The 15075-nt window shown below is 72.3% G+C and carries 17 protein-coding genes; 9 read left to right on the top strand and 8 right to left on the bottom strand.

Translation table 11 applies throughout. The annotated features are described in order from the left end of the window. Positions 1-61: 61 nt before the first annotated feature. Entirely contained in the window at positions 62-856 is a 795-nt protein-coding gene (locus NYZ98_RS00875; RefSeq protein ID WP_262840471.1) for a maleylpyruvate isomerase family mycothiol-dependent enzyme, read from the bottom strand. Between the two features lie 400 nt (positions 857-1256). Here NYZ98_RS00875 and NYZ98_RS00870 point away from each other — a divergent pair, with 400 nt between their 5' ends. The 4 genes from NYZ98_RS00870 (at position 1257) to NYZ98_RS00855 (ending at position 4257) form a co-directional block, all read left to right on the top strand. Further along, positions 1257-1700 carry a hypothetical protein gene (locus NYZ98_RS00870; RefSeq protein ID WP_262840470.1) on the top strand — a complete coding sequence of 148 codons (444 nt, stop codon included), beginning with the start codon at positions 1257-1259 and terminating at the stop codon, positions 1698-1700. After that, positions 1697-2026 carry a transcriptional regulator gene (locus NYZ98_RS00865; protein ID WP_262840469.1) on the top strand — a complete coding sequence of 110 codons (330 nt, stop codon included), beginning with the start codon at positions 1697-1699 and terminating at the stop codon, positions 2024-2026. Before NYZ98_RS00870 ends, NYZ98_RS00865 begins: the two co-directional genes overlap by 4 nt. Positions 2027-2170: 144 nt before the next feature. Next, positions 2171-3358 carry a pyridoxamine 5'-phosphate oxidase family protein gene (locus tag NYZ98_RS00860; RefSeq protein ID WP_262840468.1) on the top strand — a complete coding sequence of 396 codons (1188 nt, stop codon included), beginning with the start codon at positions 2171-2173 and terminating at the stop codon, positions 3356-3358. A gap of 296 nt (positions 3359-3654) precedes the next feature. Next, positions 3655-4257, top strand: a complete 603-nt coding sequence (locus NYZ98_RS00855) for an aminoacyl--tRNA ligase-related protein (RefSeq protein ID WP_262840467.1) — start codon at positions 3655-3657, stop codon at positions 4255-4257. A 113-nt stretch (positions 4258-4370) separates the two neighbouring features. Here NYZ98_RS00855 and NYZ98_RS00850 read toward each other — a convergent pair whose 3' ends face one another. Together NYZ98_RS00850 and NYZ98_RS00845 are read right to left on the bottom strand one after the other, a co-directional pair. Further along, positions 4371-5087 (bottom strand): alpha/beta fold hydrolase, encoded by a 717-nt coding sequence (locus NYZ98_RS00850; protein ID WP_262840466.1) that lies wholly within the window; start codon positions 5085-5087, stop codon positions 4371-4373. Further along, complete coding sequence (locus NYZ98_RS00845) at positions 5084-5749, bottom strand: TetR/AcrR family transcriptional regulator (protein WP_262840465.1); 666 nt, start codon at positions 5747-5749, stop codon at positions 5084-5086. The genes NYZ98_RS00850 and NYZ98_RS00845 overlap by 4 nt, the downstream gene beginning before the upstream one ends. 252 nt (positions 5750-6001) lie before the next feature. On the opposite strand from NYZ98_RS00845, the gene NYZ98_RS00840 reads away from it, so the two are divergent. Together NYZ98_RS00840 and NYZ98_RS00835 are read left to right on the top strand one after the other, a co-directional pair. After that, complete coding sequence (locus tag NYZ98_RS00840) at positions 6002-6235, top strand: hypothetical protein (RefSeq protein ID WP_262840464.1); 234 nt, start codon at positions 6002-6004, stop codon at positions 6233-6235. After that, positions 6198-6809, top strand: a complete 612-nt coding sequence (locus NYZ98_RS00835; RefSeq protein WP_262840463.1) for a YdeI/OmpD-associated family protein — start codon at positions 6198-6200, stop codon at positions 6807-6809. Before NYZ98_RS00840 ends, NYZ98_RS00835 begins: the two co-directional genes overlap by 38 nt. Before the next feature lie 69 nt (positions 6810-6878). On the opposite strand, the gene NYZ98_RS00830 is transcribed toward NYZ98_RS00835, so the two are convergent. Continuing rightward, positions 6879-7826 carry a helix-turn-helix transcriptional regulator gene (locus NYZ98_RS00830; RefSeq protein ID WP_262840462.1) on the bottom strand — a complete coding sequence of 316 codons (948 nt, stop codon included), beginning with the start codon at positions 7824-7826 and terminating at the stop codon, positions 6879-6881. A gap of 62 nt (positions 7827-7888) precedes the next feature. Here NYZ98_RS00830 and NYZ98_RS00825 point away from each other — a divergent pair, with 62 nt between their 5' ends. Then, entirely contained in the window at positions 7889-8830 is a 942-nt protein-coding gene (locus tag NYZ98_RS00825) for an alpha/beta fold hydrolase (RefSeq protein ID WP_262840461.1), read from the top strand. Positions 8831-9041: 211 nt separating this feature from the next. Here NYZ98_RS00825 and NYZ98_RS00820 read toward each other — a convergent pair whose 3' ends face one another. From NYZ98_RS00820 to NYZ98_RS00805, 4 genes are all read right to left on the bottom strand, one after another. Next, positions 9042-9857 carry an ABC transporter permease gene (locus NYZ98_RS00820; protein ID WP_262840460.1) on the bottom strand — a complete coding sequence of 272 codons (816 nt, stop codon included), beginning with the start codon at positions 9855-9857 and terminating at the stop codon, positions 9042-9044. Between the two features lie 3 nt (positions 9858-9860). Beyond that, positions 9861-10643, bottom strand: a complete 783-nt coding sequence (locus tag NYZ98_RS00815) for an ABC transporter permease (RefSeq protein WP_262840459.1) — start codon at positions 10641-10643, stop codon at positions 9861-9863. Continuing rightward, on the bottom strand, positions 10643-11572 hold the full coding sequence (locus NYZ98_RS00810; RefSeq protein ID WP_262840458.1) for an ABC transporter ATP-binding protein: 930 nt from the start codon (positions 11570-11572) through the stop codon (positions 10643-10645). The genes NYZ98_RS00815 and NYZ98_RS00810 overlap by 1 nt, the downstream gene beginning before the upstream one ends. A 74-nt stretch (positions 11573-11646) precedes the next feature. Then, positions 11647-12060 (bottom strand): organic hydroperoxide resistance protein, encoded by a 414-nt coding sequence (locus tag NYZ98_RS00805; protein WP_262840457.1) that lies wholly within the window; start codon positions 12058-12060, stop codon positions 11647-11649. Between the two features lie 73 nt (positions 12061-12133). Here NYZ98_RS00805 and NYZ98_RS00800 point away from each other — a divergent pair, with 73 nt between their 5' ends. Together NYZ98_RS00800 and NYZ98_RS00795 are read left to right on the top strand one after the other, a co-directional pair. Then, positions 12134-12625 carry a MarR family winged helix-turn-helix transcriptional regulator gene (locus NYZ98_RS00800; RefSeq protein ID WP_262840456.1) on the top strand — a complete coding sequence of 164 codons (492 nt, stop codon included), beginning with the start codon at positions 12134-12136 and terminating at the stop codon, positions 12623-12625. Positions 12626-12700: 75 nt separating this feature from the next. Further along, the gene (locus NYZ98_RS00795) at positions 12701-15016 is read left to right on the top strand and encodes a phosphoketolase family protein (RefSeq protein ID WP_262840455.1); all 2316 of its coding nucleotides are present in this window, start codon (positions 12701-12703) and stop codon (positions 15014-15016) included. Positions 15017-15075 lie beyond the last annotated feature (59 nt).

Genomic DNA, 15075 nt, shown 5'->3' with positions numbered 1-15075 from the left:
CAGGTCAGCCGCTGACGGGGCGGTCCGGTGTCATGCCGAACGGGGCGGTGGCCGGTGCCGGTCAGCCGCTGACGTGGGCGGTGTTGTCGATCCAGTGCTGGGCGAGGCCGGTGTCGCCGTCGACGCCGATGCCGGTGGCGTCGGAGCCGGTGAGCGGGAGCCGCCGGGTCAGGGCCAGCAGCAGCGACCGTGCCGGGCCGGTCACCGTCACATCGGCCGGCCGGGTACCGGGCTGCCACGCCGCCCCCTCAGGCCGCCGCTCGATGAACCAGGCGCCCGCCGTGTCGGTGGCCAGCCACTGCAGGGTCTGCCCGGTGCCCCGGATGGCGTGGGCGGACTCGGCCCGCTGCATCTCCCAGGTGGGGGCGGTGAGCATCGCGAGGTGGTTGCCGATGAGCGCGGCCGCGATGTCGGGGTCGACGTCGGCCGGCCGGTCCGCCGCAGCGGCCGCGTCGAAGCCGTGGACGACCGCCTCGTTGAGCATGCTGGTCATCCAGAACCGCGTCCCGGGCCGCTCGTCCCCGGCGGGGTTGAAAACCGGCGCGTCGAGCGCGTCATCGGAGCACGCGCTCGCGACCCGCCGCGCGGATTCCGTCAGCCACGCCTGCCACTCGCGGGGGTCGGCGGGGAGCACGGCCATCTCGGTGGGCAGCCGCGCGGGGTCGGTGACGCGGCGCTCGATGATCTCCGCGACCCAGTGCTGGGTCTGACCCAGGTGCTCGACCAGGTCGGCGACGGTCCACTTCGGCGCGGTCGGCACGGCGGCCTCAGGCCCGGCCTCGGCGGCTGATTCCGCCAGACGCCGGGTGTGCTCGACGATCGCCTGCCGGGCACGTTCCGCGTTCAGCTCGGTCATTGGATTGTCCTTATCTGTAGGCGTTCGTTGTGCCGTGTACGGCGTGCCGGTCGGACCCATCGGTGACCTGGGGATCGTCCCGCACGCCTCCCCGCCGCGAACCCGCGCCTCCGGCGATCCCCGCACCGGACGGCCGGCGTACCGGACGGCACGCGGGTTCCAGAGCCGGGCGGCTGGCGGCGGTGATCCGCTCGCGCGACGCCGGCTCGGACAGGGTAGCGCAGCGGGGTGACGGTACGGATCACGCGGCCGCGTTCGCCGCAGGCCCGGCACAGGCGTGCGGGAGTGGCCGCCCGGCCGGCCCGGCGGCGTCACCGGCGACGGCTCGTCGTCCCGGTCGGATCGTGTCCGTCACCGGCCGGATTGACTTTCCGAGTTGGAATGTGATTGAGTTTCCGACATGGAAAACCACGGTGCCGGGGACCTGTCCCTCATCGCCGAAGCCCGCGCGGCCATCGCCGACCGGCTGGTCACCCCGTGGTGGTACCACCCGGCCTTCGGGCTGCTGCTCGCCGGTTGCGTGCTCGCGGCCGGGCTCGGCGGCACCGCGGTCAAGATCGGGAGTGTCGTGCTGCTGCTCACCGGCAGCGCCGCGCTCACCCGCGCCTATCGCCGCCTGACCGGCCTGTGGGTGTCCGGCCTCGAAGCGGGCCCCGCCGGCCGGTGGATCGGCGCGCTGGGCGCCGTGACGGTCCTGGCCGTCGCCGCCGCCCTCGGGATCGGGGCCCTGACCGATGTGCGGTGGCCGGTGTGGTGCCTGGCCGTGGCGGGGTACGCCGCCACCATCGTCCTGTGCCGGCGGTTCGACCTCGCGCTGCGGGCCCACCTGAGGACGGGCGCGTGAGCGAGCGGTTCGACGAGGTGGTGCACGCGCCGAACCGGCTGCGGATCTGCGCGCTCCTCGCCGCCTCCTCCAGCGCCGAGTTCGCGGTGCTGCGCGACATCCTCGGCGTGGCCGACTCGGTGCTGAGCAAACACCTGAAGGTGCTGCAGGACGCCGGTTACCTCGTGATCTCCAAGCCGACCGGCCGGGGCCGGGTGAAGACCTGGGTGAGCCTCACCGCCGAGGGCCGGCGCGCCTACGCCGGGCACGTCCAGGCGCTCAAGGCGCTTTTCGGCGAACCGGCCGGTTCGCCGGAGGCGGCCCGCGAGCACGGACGTACCCGCTGACGGCACCCGCTCCGCGACCGCTGACGAGGAAGCCGGGACACGGGCCCGGCTCCGCGCCCGTGTCCCCGTCCGACGCCTGGAGGTCTCACGACCATGCGCACCACACCTTCGACGACCGGACCCGCCCGGCGAACGGCCGCCGGCATGAACCGGATCACGACCGCGGCGCGGCTCGAAGCGATCATCGGGCGCCCGTCGGCGCTCGTGCTGATGAAGGAACTCACGGAACTGGACGACGCCTGCCGCGACATGCTCGCCGTCGCGTCCCTGGCGGGCTTCGGCCACCGCGACGGCGCCGGGCGGCCCCGGACGACGATGGTCGGCGGGCGGCCCGGTTTCGCCGAGGCGGAGTCGCCGGCGCGGATCGCCTTCGCCACCGACGCGGACGCCTCGGGCGCGGTCTCCCTGGTCTTCCTGCTGCCCGGCGTCGGCGAGACGCTCCGGGTGAACGGCTCGGTCGCCGGACGATCCCCCGGCCGGATCGTCGTCGCGGTCGGCCAGGCCTACATCCACTGCGCGCGGGCGATCCTCCGATCCCGGCTGTGGACCCCGGCCGTCCCCACGGCGCCCCCCTCCACGATCACCGGCGGCCCGCCGTCCGCCCCGGACGTCGCCGAAAGGCCGCCGTACTCCGCAGGCGTCGCCGGGACGCCGTCCGGCCTGGATGCCGCCGGGACGCCGCTGTCCGCCGCGGACCTCGCCGGGGGGCCGTCCGCCCCGGACGTCGCCGAAGGGCCGCTGTCCGGCGCGGGTGTGACCGGTTTCCTTCGGGCCTCGCCGTTCCTGGTCGTGTCCTCCTGGGACCGGGACGGCGGCGCCGACACCAGCCCGCGCGGCGACACCCCCGGCTTCGTCCAGGTGCTCGACGGGCACACGCTGGCCATCCCCGACCGGCGCGGCAACAAGCGCGCGGACACCTCGCGCAACCTGCTCGCCGACGACCGGTTCTCGGCCGCGATGCTCGTCCCCGGCCGCACCGAGGTGCTGCACGTGAGCGGCACCGCCATGGTCACCGACGACGCGGACCTGCTGGCGTCCATGGCGCTGGGCTCCGCCGTCCCACGGACCGCCCTGGTCGTCACCGTGGAGCGGGCCGAGCTGGCGCACGACCGTGCCGTCGCCGCCGCGAACCTCTGGGACGACGCCGGCCACGCCGACGCGGCCACGCTGGACGGGCTGACGGCGTCGGCGACACGGCAGCTCGGGGTGAAGGTGCCGGCGCTGCGCCTGCTCGCCGGATCACTGGCCGCCCTCGCCTGGCTGAGCCGGCGGGTCATGGACGCCGTCTACCGCCGCGCCCTGCGGAAGGAGGGCTACGGCCCGCGGCCCTGACCCGCCGAAGCAGGGTTACGGCCCGCCACCTGACCGGCCGGTCGTCTCCCCGCGCGCGGAACGCGGAAAAGGGTCGCGCCCATCCGCCCGGCCCGGTCGTCCCTCTCGCGCGCGGAAAAATGGGCGGTGCGGGCGGCGGTGGCCCTGCTACCGTCTGCGGCATGAAGCGTGCCGCTGTGACGACGACGCCGGACACCGTCCCGGCGCGCTGACCCGTTCTCAGTCCGAAGCCCCGGGGCGAGTGCCCCGGGGCTTCGCCGTGTGGTCACTCGCCCGACGTCCGCGAGGAGACCACCATGCACGACCACCGCAGGCTCGGCCGCGAGCTGGGCCTGTTCGACACCGACCCGCTGATCGGCGCCGGGCTACCGTACTGGCTGCCCGACGGGGCGATCGTGCGGCACGCCCTGGAGGAGTACATCCGCGACGCCGAGCGCCGGGCGGGGTACCGGCACGTGTACTCGCCGGTGCTGGGCAAGCGGGAGCTGTACGAGATCTCCGGGCACTGGTCCCACTACAGCGACGACATGTTCCCCCCGATGGACCTGGGGGGAGAGCAGGTCGTCCTGCGGCCGAGCCTGTGCCCCCACCATGCGCTGATCTACCGTTCCCGTGCCCGCAGCTACCGGGAGCTGCCGCTGCGGATCGCCGAGCTGGGCGGGATGTACCGTTCGGAGCTTTCGGGGGTGCTCGGCGGGCTGACCCGCGTCCGGGCCGCGCGCCTGGTGCCGTACCAGGCGGTGATCGGGCCCAAGGAGGCCGCGGGCGACCTGGTCGCCCTGCGCCTGCGCGACGGCCGCCGCCTGGACGCCCTGCCCGCCGCCGAGGCCCTGGCCCGCATCGGCGCCCTGGTCGGCGCGCACAGCACCCACCTGTGGGACCCCGCCACCCTCGCGTAGCCGGACGGCCGACAAGACCGCCGCCGAACGGCTGAAGAGCGGCACCGCCACCCCCCGCGTAGCCGGACGGCCGCCCCTGCGGCCGGCCCGCCGGGCCGGCGCCGGGGGTGGTGTCAGTTGTTCAGGATCGCCTTGGTGATCTCGTCGGGGTGGGTGAGCATGCCCTCGTGGGTTCCGGGGACCATGACCGGCTCCAGTCCCAGTCGCGCGGCGAACTCGGCGCCGGGGCGGGGGAGCGCGCGGTCGTCCTGCCCGAGGATGTAGAGCGCGGGAACGCCGGGCTCGGACACGCCCGGGTCGTCGAGGGCGTCCAGGAAGTAGCCGCCGGGCTGCGGGGTCAGCAGCTCGGCCACCAGACGCTGGGTCTGCTGCTCGACGCCCTGCATGAACAGGCCCTGGACGAACTCCAGGGTGGGCGGGATCGAGCGCGTCGGGGAGTCCTCGATCAGCTCACGCAGCCACGCCGCGGCCTGCGGAGGGTTGTCGTCCAGCATCGACCTGCCGGGCAGGGGGACCTGCGCGGAGTAGTAGACGACCTTGGAGACCGTGCCCCGCAGGCGGTGGGCGGCGCCGGCCATCGGGTACCCGCCCCAGCTGTGGGCCACCAGGGTGACGCCGGTGACGCCCAGCCTCTCCACCTCCGCCACCACATGGTCCACCGCGTCCCGCAGCCCGATCCCTGAGGGATCGTCGCCGTCCCCGAGGCCGGGAAGGGTGAGACAGACGGCGCGGTGCCCGGCGGCGCGCAGCCGCTCGGCCACCGGGCGCCAGGACCACCCGCCGTGCCAGGCCCCCGGGATCAGGACGTAGGTGGAACCGCTGTCGCTCATTTCATGTCCTCACTGCTCGGCTGATCGATGGTCGTCCCCGGGCGGCGGTAGGCGCCGTACCACCAGATGTGCCCGAGCTCGCGGGCCAGCGCGGCGTCACCGCTCCCGTCGTCGACGTTGATGTGGTGGGCCATGGCCTGGGCCCCGCCCCACACGATGACCCTGCTGGCGGCCACGGCGTCCAGGTCGGACGGCGTGGCCCCGGCGCGCTGCTGCTCCAGGAGCGTCGCGAGCACGGCCTCGTCGAACCCCTCCAGGTCGGCGGTGTAGAAGTCGCGTACCGCCGCGTCGTAGGTGGCGACCTCGCGGACCGCGGACAGCACCGGGTGGTGGGCCCGGTGCAGGGCGAGCACGTCCTGGAAGAAGGCGGTGTACCGGTCCGCGCCGTCCTCGCCCGCCCCGGGGTCCCACTGCTCGGCCAGGGCCAGGGAGGCGTCCCTGATCTTCTGCGCGAGCCGCCGGAGGATGTCCGGCTTTCCCTGGAAGTACGCGTAGAAGGTGGCCCGGGACACCCCGGCCTCTTCGATGATGCGCTGAACGCTGATCTCGGTGAAGGACTCACCGGCGTTCAGGAGCCTCTCCACGGCCGAGACCAGCTTGGTCTCCGCCTCGGTGGACCGCTCCTGGAGATCACGGTCTCGCCGCCGCGTCACCGACGCCATGGCCGCCTCCCTGAGTGTCTCGAACGTTGCCCGACCTGCGGAGATGCAGGTCCAGCCGCTCATCCACGAGCAGCATACACAGTGTTCAGACACACCGTGCATACAGGGTGTCTGCTCAGGCCGGATCCGGCGGCGGGCGCGGCGACCCGCATGGCGCGCCCCAGGCGGAGGTGGTGAACGGGCCGTGGAAGCAGCTGGTGTTCGGCCACCCGGCGCGGACGGGGCGGTGAACCGCATGCCTACGCCTTCTGCGTGCTGGAGCGGTTCTGGCGCGGCCTGAAGCGCCGCGAGATCTACGCCGACACCTCCACCAAATGGCGCAACCCCCAAGCCGAGCTGCTGGAAGGGGATCAGTGGGAGGCGATCCGGCCTGACGTGCTGACCGCGCTTAGCTTGCCGGACAGCCCGGACCAGTCGCAACACCGGGGCGCGGTACTAGCCTGCGGTGGTGACCGGAACCGAACTGGACGAGTTGATCGTGGCTGACAGCGCGGCGCTGCGCGCGTGGCTGCTGGGCAACCACACCGCCTCTCCTGGCGTGTGGCTCGCCCTGACCAGGAAGGGCGGCTCCGTCACCACGCTGACCTGGCAGCAGGCGGTCGATGAGGCACTGTGCTTCGGCTGGATCGACGGGCAGGCCCGCAAGCGCGACGAGGAGAGTTCCTGGAGGCGGTTCACCCCGCGCCGGTCCCGCAGTGTCTGGTCCCAGCGCAACGTCACCAACGTGGCCCGGTTGGAGGCGGCCGGCCTGATGCTGCCCGCCGGCCGTGCCGCGGTGGACGCCGCGAAGGCCGACGGGCGGTGGACGGCCGCCTATGCACCGCCGTCGGAAGCGGAGGTCCCGGCCGACCTGGGAGCCGCGATCGCCGCCGACCCAGCGGCGCAGGCGATGTTCGAGGTGCTCACCAAGACCAACCGCTTCGCTCTCATCATCCGGGTCAATGCCGTCAAGCGGGCCGAGACGCGCACCCGGAAGATCGCCGAGTACGTGGCGATGCTGGCCCGGCACGAGACGATCCACCCTCAGCGAGCCAGGCCGACGGACCCGCCGACGTCGTGACCGGTTTCCCGCGATCGCATCATGCTCGCCGAGCATGCTCAGCACGTGGGCTGAGCGCCCGTGCCGGCGTCAGCTGTATCGCTCGACGAGCGCGTCGCCGATCGAGGCCAGGTGGTCTCGTACACCCGGGGGGCCGGTCACTTCGAGCCATTCGACCAGCCCGGCGAGTTCGCCGGCGAGGGTGTGGTCGTCGTGGCCGCGGATCACGACGTCGACGCGTCCGTCGGTCGTGGTGCCTCCGACTTCGAGTCGGGCGCCGAACCCGATCCGGAGAATGCCTATGGCGTGGGGCGCGCAGACGGCCTGGACCTCCAGAGGTGTTCGTTTGCGGTCGATCTCGTCGGCGATCTCGCGCCAGCTCCCGGCGAGGTCGAAGTCCTCGGGCCGGTGCACGGGATCGCCGGTCGGGTCGGCGGATGTCACGCGGTCGATCCGGAAGGTCCGTCGGCCGGTCTCGGTGTGGGAGACGAGATACCACGCCGGGCCTTTGGCGACGATGCCCAGCGGGTGGACGGTCCTCTCGGTTTCGGCGCCTTTGCCATCGAGATAGCCGAGCCGCACCTGGACGCCGCCGATCACCGCGTCCTGGAGGTCGTCGAGGAAGCGAGGTGGTCGGTGCTCGACCCGGCTCGACCCCCATCGTCGCGGGTCCATGACCAAGGATGATGCTGCCGCTTCGGCCTGGGCGCGGAAGGGTTCCGGCAGGGCTTGGACGAGTTTGCGCAGGGCTGCTTTCACGGCCGGGGTCGCGGCCGAGGCCGGGCCGGCGACCAGGAACAGGGCGCGGGCCTCACCCGCGGTCAACCCGGACAGGTCGGTACGGGCGCCGCCCACCAGGCGCCAGCCGCCGCCCCGTCCTTGCGTGGAGTACACGGGCACCCCGGCCATGGCCAGGGCGTCGAGGTCGCGGCGGGCGGTGCGCTCGGAGACCTCCAGCTCCCGGGCGACCTCTGCCGCCGTCACCTGCTCGCGCCGTTGCAGCAAGAGGAGGACGGCCACCAGCCGGTCGGTTCGCACGCCCGCAAAACTCCCACACAAACCGGTCATGAGGTGACCGGTTTCGGCGTCAGGATGGCGCCATGACCTCAACCGATTTCCCCAAGCCCACCCTCATTCCGGTCAACGGTGTGGAACTCGAAGTCTTCGAAGCGGGCCGAGAGAACGCGGGAAGGCCCATCGTGCTCTGCCACGGCTGGCCGGACCACGCCTCCACCTGGCGCCACCAGATGCCCGCCCTCGCCGCGGCCGGCTACCACGTCATCGCCCCGAACCAGCGCGGCTACGGCAACTCCTCCCGCCCGGCCGAGGTGACGGACTACGACATCGAACACCTGTCGGGTGACCTCGTCGCGCTCCTGGACCACTACGGATACCAGAACGCCACCTTCATCGGCCACGACTGGGGCGCGTTCGTCGTCTGGGGCCTGACCCTGCTGCACCCCACCCGTGTGAACAAAGTGATCAACCTGAGCTTGCCCTACCAGGAACGCGGGGAAAAGCCGTGGATCGAGTTCATGGAGGACATGCTCGGCGGCGACTTCTACTTCGTTCACTTCAACCGGCGGCCGGGCGTCGCCGACGCCGTATTCGACGACAACACCGCCCAGTTCCTCCGCAACCTGTACCGGAAGAACCAGCCGCCGCCGGAGCCTCAGCCGGGCATGGCACTGATCAACCTCGCCAGAGCGCAGGCACCCCTCGGCGAACCCATCATGAGCGACAGCGAACTGGCCGTCCTCGTCTCCGCCTTCGAAACATCCGGATTCACCGGCGGCATCAACTGGTACAGGAACCTCGACCGCAACTGGCGCCTCCTGGCGGACGTGGACTCGATCATCCACCAGCCCACCCTCATGATCTACGGCGACCGGGACCCGGTCGCGAGGTCGGAAAACCTGGCAGAGTTCGTGCCCGACGTGGAAGTGGTCCGCCTGGACTGCGGCCACTGGATCCAGCAGGAAGAACCCGAAGAAACAAACCAGGCCATTCTCAAATGGCTGGACCAGCGGGATGACGCCTGACGTCTCGTGATCCCAGCCTGCGAGAACGCCTGGCCACTGAGGGTTCTGGGCTCGCTACCGGCAAGGCCGCCACCACCAGCCGCCAGCTGTGACTGATCCGCAGGTCAGGGCGCCGGTGCTCAGGTCTCCGGGTTGTGGATGATGCGGTGGATGGTGGAGCGGCCAACGCTGTATTCGGTGGAGTGCCCGCCGGGGCGGTTCGGCGGGGGGTTCAGACGCACAGGACCCGTTCCAGGCGGCGGGCGGCGAACAGCAGGCCGGCGGCGACCATCGCCACCAGGTAGGCGGCGTGCGCCAGCAGGCTCCAGCCCGGGTCGCCGATCGCCAGGCCCCGGACCAGCTCGACCGACTGGTACAGCGGTGTCGCCTCGACCAGCACCCGGACCGGGAGCGGATAGTCGGCGACGGGGGAGAAGGTGCCGGAGAACAGGAACAGGGCGAACTGGCCGCTGGCCAGCAGGTCGAAGTCCTGCCAGCCGCGCATCAGCGTGCTGATCGCCATGCCGAGCGAGCCGAACGCCAGCCCGACCAGCATCGTGGCGGGGAAGGCGGCGAGCGCCCACAGCGGCGTGGCCAGCCCGAGGGCGATCATGACGATCACGAAGGCCCCGGTGTACACCGAGCCGCGCACCATGGCCCAGCCCAGCTCGCCGAGCGCGATCTCGAACGGCCGCACCGGGGTGGCCAGGATCGCGTCGAACGTCTTCATGTACTTCATCTTGAAGAAGAAGTTGTACGTGGTCTCCGACAGGGCGCCGGACATGGCCGAGACGGCGAGCATCGCCGGGGCGACGAAGGTGGCGTAGGGGAGGGTGCGCCCGCCGACCGGCAGGTCGCCGACCAGGGCGCCGACGCCGACGCCGATGGACAGCAGGTAGAGCAGCGGCTCGAAGAAGCCCGACACCAGCACCAGCCAGTAGGCCGGCCCCGAGCGCAGCGCCCCCACGTTGCGGCCCATCACCGCGCCGATGCGCGCGGGGGACAGCCGGTCGGAGGCGACCCGGGCGGCGATCATCGTGGTCACCATGTGTCAGTCCTGAAGTCGCTTGCGGAAGGCGTGGAACGCCCAGGCGATCCCGGCCCCGGCGAACACCAGCAGGTAGCCCGCGTGGGCGGCGACCGGCCAGGGGGGCGCGGTGCCGAGCGTGGCGGCCCGGTTCAGCTCGGCGCCGTGCCACAGCGGCGACAGCCACGCCAGCGGCCGGATGAGCGCGGGCAGCCGGTCGACCGGGAAGAACACGCCGCCGAACAGGGTCGAGGGGATCAGCACGAACCGGAACAGCAGCGCGAAGTAGCTGTCCTGGTCGACGCTGGCGGCGAAGGCCATCGTCGGCGCGGCCACCGCGAGCGCCACCAGCGCGCACACCAGTGGGGTGAGCAGGGCCAGCGGGGAGTGCAGCGTGCCGAACGAGGCGGTGATGACCAGGAAGACCGCCACCGAGATCTCCACGCGGATCAGGATGTACAGCAGCCAGCCGCACACCATGTCGCCGGGCTCCACGGGCGTGGCGCGCATGGCGTGGTAGGCGCGCACCCATTTGAAGTCGCCGAGCACGGGGTAGGTGCACTCGCCGACGGCCATCTGGAACGCGGTCGAGGCCAGCACGCCCGGGACGATCCACGACAGGTAGTCGGTGCCGCCGACCTGGCCCACGTGGCCGCCGACGCCGACGCCGATGCTGACCAGGAACATCACCGGCAGCACGAAGGACGACAGCACCGAGGTCCGCCACAGCCGGCGGTACAGCGTCAGGGCGCGTTCCAGCACCGCCAGGGTCGAGCGGGAGGTCACCCGGGTCGCGAGCACGGCCATCAGTCGACCAGCGTCCGGCCGGTGAGGTGCAGGAACACGTCCTCGAGGGTGGAGCGGCGCACCAGCACGCTGGAGGGGGTCAGGCCGCGCCGGTGCACCTCGGCGGTGGCGGCGTCGCCGTCGGCGGCGTAGACCAGCACCCGGTCGGGCAGGGGGTCGACGCGCTCGCCGATCCCGGCGAGCTTGCCGGCCAGGCCGGCGGGGCGCTCGTCGCCGAAGCGCAGCTCGACCACCTCGGGCGTGGAGTGGGCGGCGATCAGCGACCGGGGCGAGCCCTGGGCGACGATGCGCCCGCCGTCCATGACCACCAGCCGGTCGCACAGCTGCTCGGCCTCGTCCATGTAGTGGGTGGTGAGCACCAGGGTGGTGCCGCGCCGTTTGAGCTGGAACAGCCGTTCCCACAGCAGGTGGCGGGCCTGGGGGTCCAGGCCGGTGGTGGGCTCGTCCAACAGGACGATGTCGGGGTCGTTGACCATGGCGCGGGCGATCGTCAGGCGGCGTTTCATGCCGCCCGACAGGGGTTCGACCTTGCTGCCGGCCCGGTCGGCGAGCTGGACGAACTCCAGCAGCTCCCTGGCCCTGCGGCGCGCCTCGGGGCGGGAGATCCCGAAGTAGCGGGCGTAGGTGGTGAGGTTCTCGCGGACGTTGAGGTCGGGGTCGAGGTTGTCCAGCTGGGGGCAGACGCCCAGCCTGCCGCGGATCGCGGCCCCCTCGCGCGCCGGGTCCATGCCGAGGATGCGCAGCTCGCCGGCCGTGGGCAGCGACACGCAGCCGATCATGCGCATCGTGGAGGACTTCCCGGCGCCGTTGGGGCCGAGGAAGCCGAACGCCTCGCCGGGGGCCACGTCGATGTCGATGCCGTCCACCGCGGTGAAGTCGCCGAAGCGTTTCACCAGGCCGCGGGCACGGATCAGGGGTTGCTCGGACACGCAGCGAACCCTAGCCAACGCCACCGACATTCCCGCAACAGGTTTTCCGGCGGCGGGCCGCGCCCGCTAGGGGGTCACTCGACCACCAGGGTGACCGGGATGTTGCCCCGGGTGGCGTTGGAGTAGGGGCACACCTGGTGGGCGGCCTCCACCAGCGCCTGGCCGGTCTCGCCCTGCAGCTCGTCGGGCAGTTCCACGCGCAGCGTGACCTCCAGGGTGAATCCGCCGCCCTCGCCCGCCACCAGCCCGACCTCGGCGGTGACCGACGCCTGGGACACGTCGTGCTTGCGGCGATGGGCGATCAGGGTGAGCGCGCTGGCGAAGCAGGCGGCGTACCCGGCGGCGAACAGCTGCTCGGGGTTGGTGCCCTCGCCGCTGCCGCCCAGCGACACCGGCGGCGCCAGGGTGACGTCCAGCCGGCCGTCGGAGGAGACCGCGCGGCCCTCACGGCCCGAGGCGGTGGCGATGGCGGTGTACAGGGCGCTCATGGGGGTCCCTCTCGTCGGCGGCGATCAATTGCGCACAATTAAATTGTGCACAGTCAAATTGTAGACTACTGCCATGGAGGACGAGTCGCTGCGACTGGACAACCAGGTCTGCTTCACCGTGCACGCCGCCTCGCGGGCGCTGGACGGCATCTACCGGCGCGAGCTGCGTGACCTCGGCCTCACCTACCCCCAGTACCTGGTGATGCTGGTGCTGTGGGAGGGCGGCCCGGGGGCCGCCGACGGGCGCCCGCCCACGGTCAAGGAGCTCGGCGCCTCGCTGCGGCTCGACTCCGGCACCCTGTCCCCCCTGCTCAAGCGCCTGGAGGCCGCCGGCCTGGTGCGGCGCGACCGCGGCGTCCACGACCAGCGCTCGGTGCACGTGCGCCTCACCGCCGGGGGCTCGGCGCTGCGCCGCCGCGCCCGCCAGGTGCCCGCGCGGATCTTCGCGGCCACCGGCCTGGACGAGGGCGAGCTCACCCACCTGCGGCACGCCCTCGGGCGGCTGACCACGGCACTGGACGGCGCGCTGCTGGACACCGCGGCCAGCGGGGCGGCGCCCGAGTGAGGTCCCGGCGGGGGACCCGCACGCCGGGACCAAGGTCTCTGGCATATCCCCCGCCACGTGGGCACGCTCATAGGCATGAATGAGCTGGAGCGGGTCGACGCCTACTGGCGGGCCGCCAACTACCTGTCGGTCGGGCAGATCTACCTGCTGGACAACCCCTTGCTGAAGGAGCCGTTGCGGCCCGAGCACGTCAAGCCGCGCCTGCTCGGCCACTGGGGCACCACACCCGGCCTGAACTTCTGTTTCGCCCACCTGAACCGGGTGATCGAGCGGCGCGACCAGGACATGATCTACATCGCCGGGCCGGGGCACGGCGGGCCGGCCACCGTCGCGCACGCCTGGCTGGAGGGCACCTACTCACGGCTCTACCCCGAGGTCTCCCAGGACGAGGCCGGGATGCGGCGGCTGTTCCGCCAGTTCTCCTTCCCCGGCGGCATCCCCAGCCACGCCGCCCCCGAGACCCCCGGGTCGATCAACGAGGGCGGCGAGCTCGGCTACTCCCTGGCCCACGCCTACGGCGCCGCCTTCGACAACCCCGGCCTGGTGGTGGCGTGCGTGGTCGGGGACGGCGAGGCCGAGACCGGCGCGCTGGCCACCAGCTGGCATTCCGGCAAGTTCCTCAACCCGGAAACCGACGGGGCGGTCCTGCCCATCCTGCACCTGAACGGGTACAAGATCGCCGGCCCGACCGTGCTGGCGCGGATCCCCGAGCCCGAGCTGATCAAGCTGATGGAGGGGTACGGCTACCGCCCGCACGTGGTCGCCGGCGATGACCCGGCGGCGGTGCACCGGCTGATGGCCGAGACCATGGACACGGTGTTCGACCAGATCGCCGAGGTCAGGGCCGGTTCCGGCGACCGCCCACCCATGATCGTCCTTCGTACGCCCAAGGGGTGGACCGGCCCCAAGCGGGTGGACGGCCGCCCGGTGGAGGGCACCTGGCGCGCCCATCAGGTGCCGCTGACCGGCGTGCGCGAGGACGCCGGCCGCCGTGCGGCGCTGGAGGAGTGGATGCGCTCCTACCGTCCCGAAGAGCTGTTCGACGGCGACGGCGCCCCGGCCGAGGACGTCGCGGCCCTGGTGCCTAAGGGGCGGCGCCGGATGAGCGCCAACCCGCACGCCAACGGCGGCGAGCTGCTGCGCCCGCTGGTGCTGCCCGACTTCCGCGGCTACGCGGCCGAGGTGAAGGCGCCGGCGAGCGCCGCCACCGAGCCGACGCGGGTGCTCGGCGCCTTCCTGCGGGACGTCATCGTCGCCAACCCCGACAACTTCCGGCTGCTCGGCCCCGACGAGACCGACTCCAACCGGCTGTCGGCGGTGTTCGAGGTCACCGGCCGGGTGTGGGAGGCCGAGGGGCTGGAGACCGACGAGAACCTCGCGCCGGACGGGCGGGTGATGGAGGTGCTCAGCGAGCACCTGTGCCAGGGCTGGCTGGAGGGCTACCTGCTCACCGGGCGGCACGGGCTGTTCAACTCCTACGAGGCGTTCATCCACGTGGTGGACTCGATGTTCAACCAGCACGCCAAGTGGCTGGAGGCCTCGCGGCGCATCCCCTGGCGCCGCCCGGTCGCCTCGCTCAACTACCTGCTGAGCTCGCACGTGTGGCGCCAGGACCACAACGGCTTCAGCCACCAGGACCCGGGGTTCCTGGACGTGGTGGTCAACAAGAAGGCGACGGTGGTGCGGGTGTACCTGCCGCCGGACACCAACACGCTGCTGTCGGTGGCCGACCACTGCCTGCGCTCGCGCGACTACGTCAACGTCGTGGTCGCCGGCAAGCAGCCGGTCCTGGACCTGCTGCCCATGCAGGACGCGGTCGCCCACTGCACCCGGGGGCTGGGCATCCTGCCGTGGGCCTCCACCGACGAGGGCCACGAACCCGACGTGGTGCTGGCCTGCGCGGGCGACGTGCCGACCCTGGAGACGCTGGCCGCCGCCGACCTGCTGCGCCGCCACCTGCCGGAGCTGAAGGTGCGCGTGGTCAACGTCGTGGACCTGATGCGGCTGCAACCGGCCTCCGAGCACCCCCACGGCCTGTCCGACGACGCCTACGACGCGCTGTTCACCCCCGACAAGCCCGTCATCTTCAACTTCCACGGGTACCCGTCGCTGATCCACCGCCTGACCTACCGCCGCAACGGCCACGACAACATGCACGTGCGCGGGTACAAGGAGGAGGGCACCACCACCACGCCGTTCGACATGGTGATGATGAACGACATCGACCGGTTCCACCTGGTCATCGATGTCATCGACCGGGTCCCCGGCCTGGGGGACCGCTGCGCCCGCCTGCGCCAGGACATGGCCGACGAGCGGGCGCGCGCCCGCGCCCACACCCGCGAGCACGGGGAGGACCTCCCGGAGATCCGCGACTGGAACTGGCCCCACTGAGCACCCGCGCGCCGGGCCCGGCCCCCGCTCCTGCGGGGCCGGGCCCGTTGGAATGAGTC

The sequence above is a fragment of the Sphaerisporangium corydalis genome, from assembly GCF_025506355.1.
In the GTDB taxonomy this organism is placed as follows: domain Bacteria; phylum Actinomycetota; class Actinomycetes; order Streptosporangiales; family Streptosporangiaceae; genus Sphaerisporangium; species Sphaerisporangium corydalis.
Note: the sequence above shows the minus strand (reverse complement) of the source record. Positions and strands in the feature narration are given on the sequence as shown.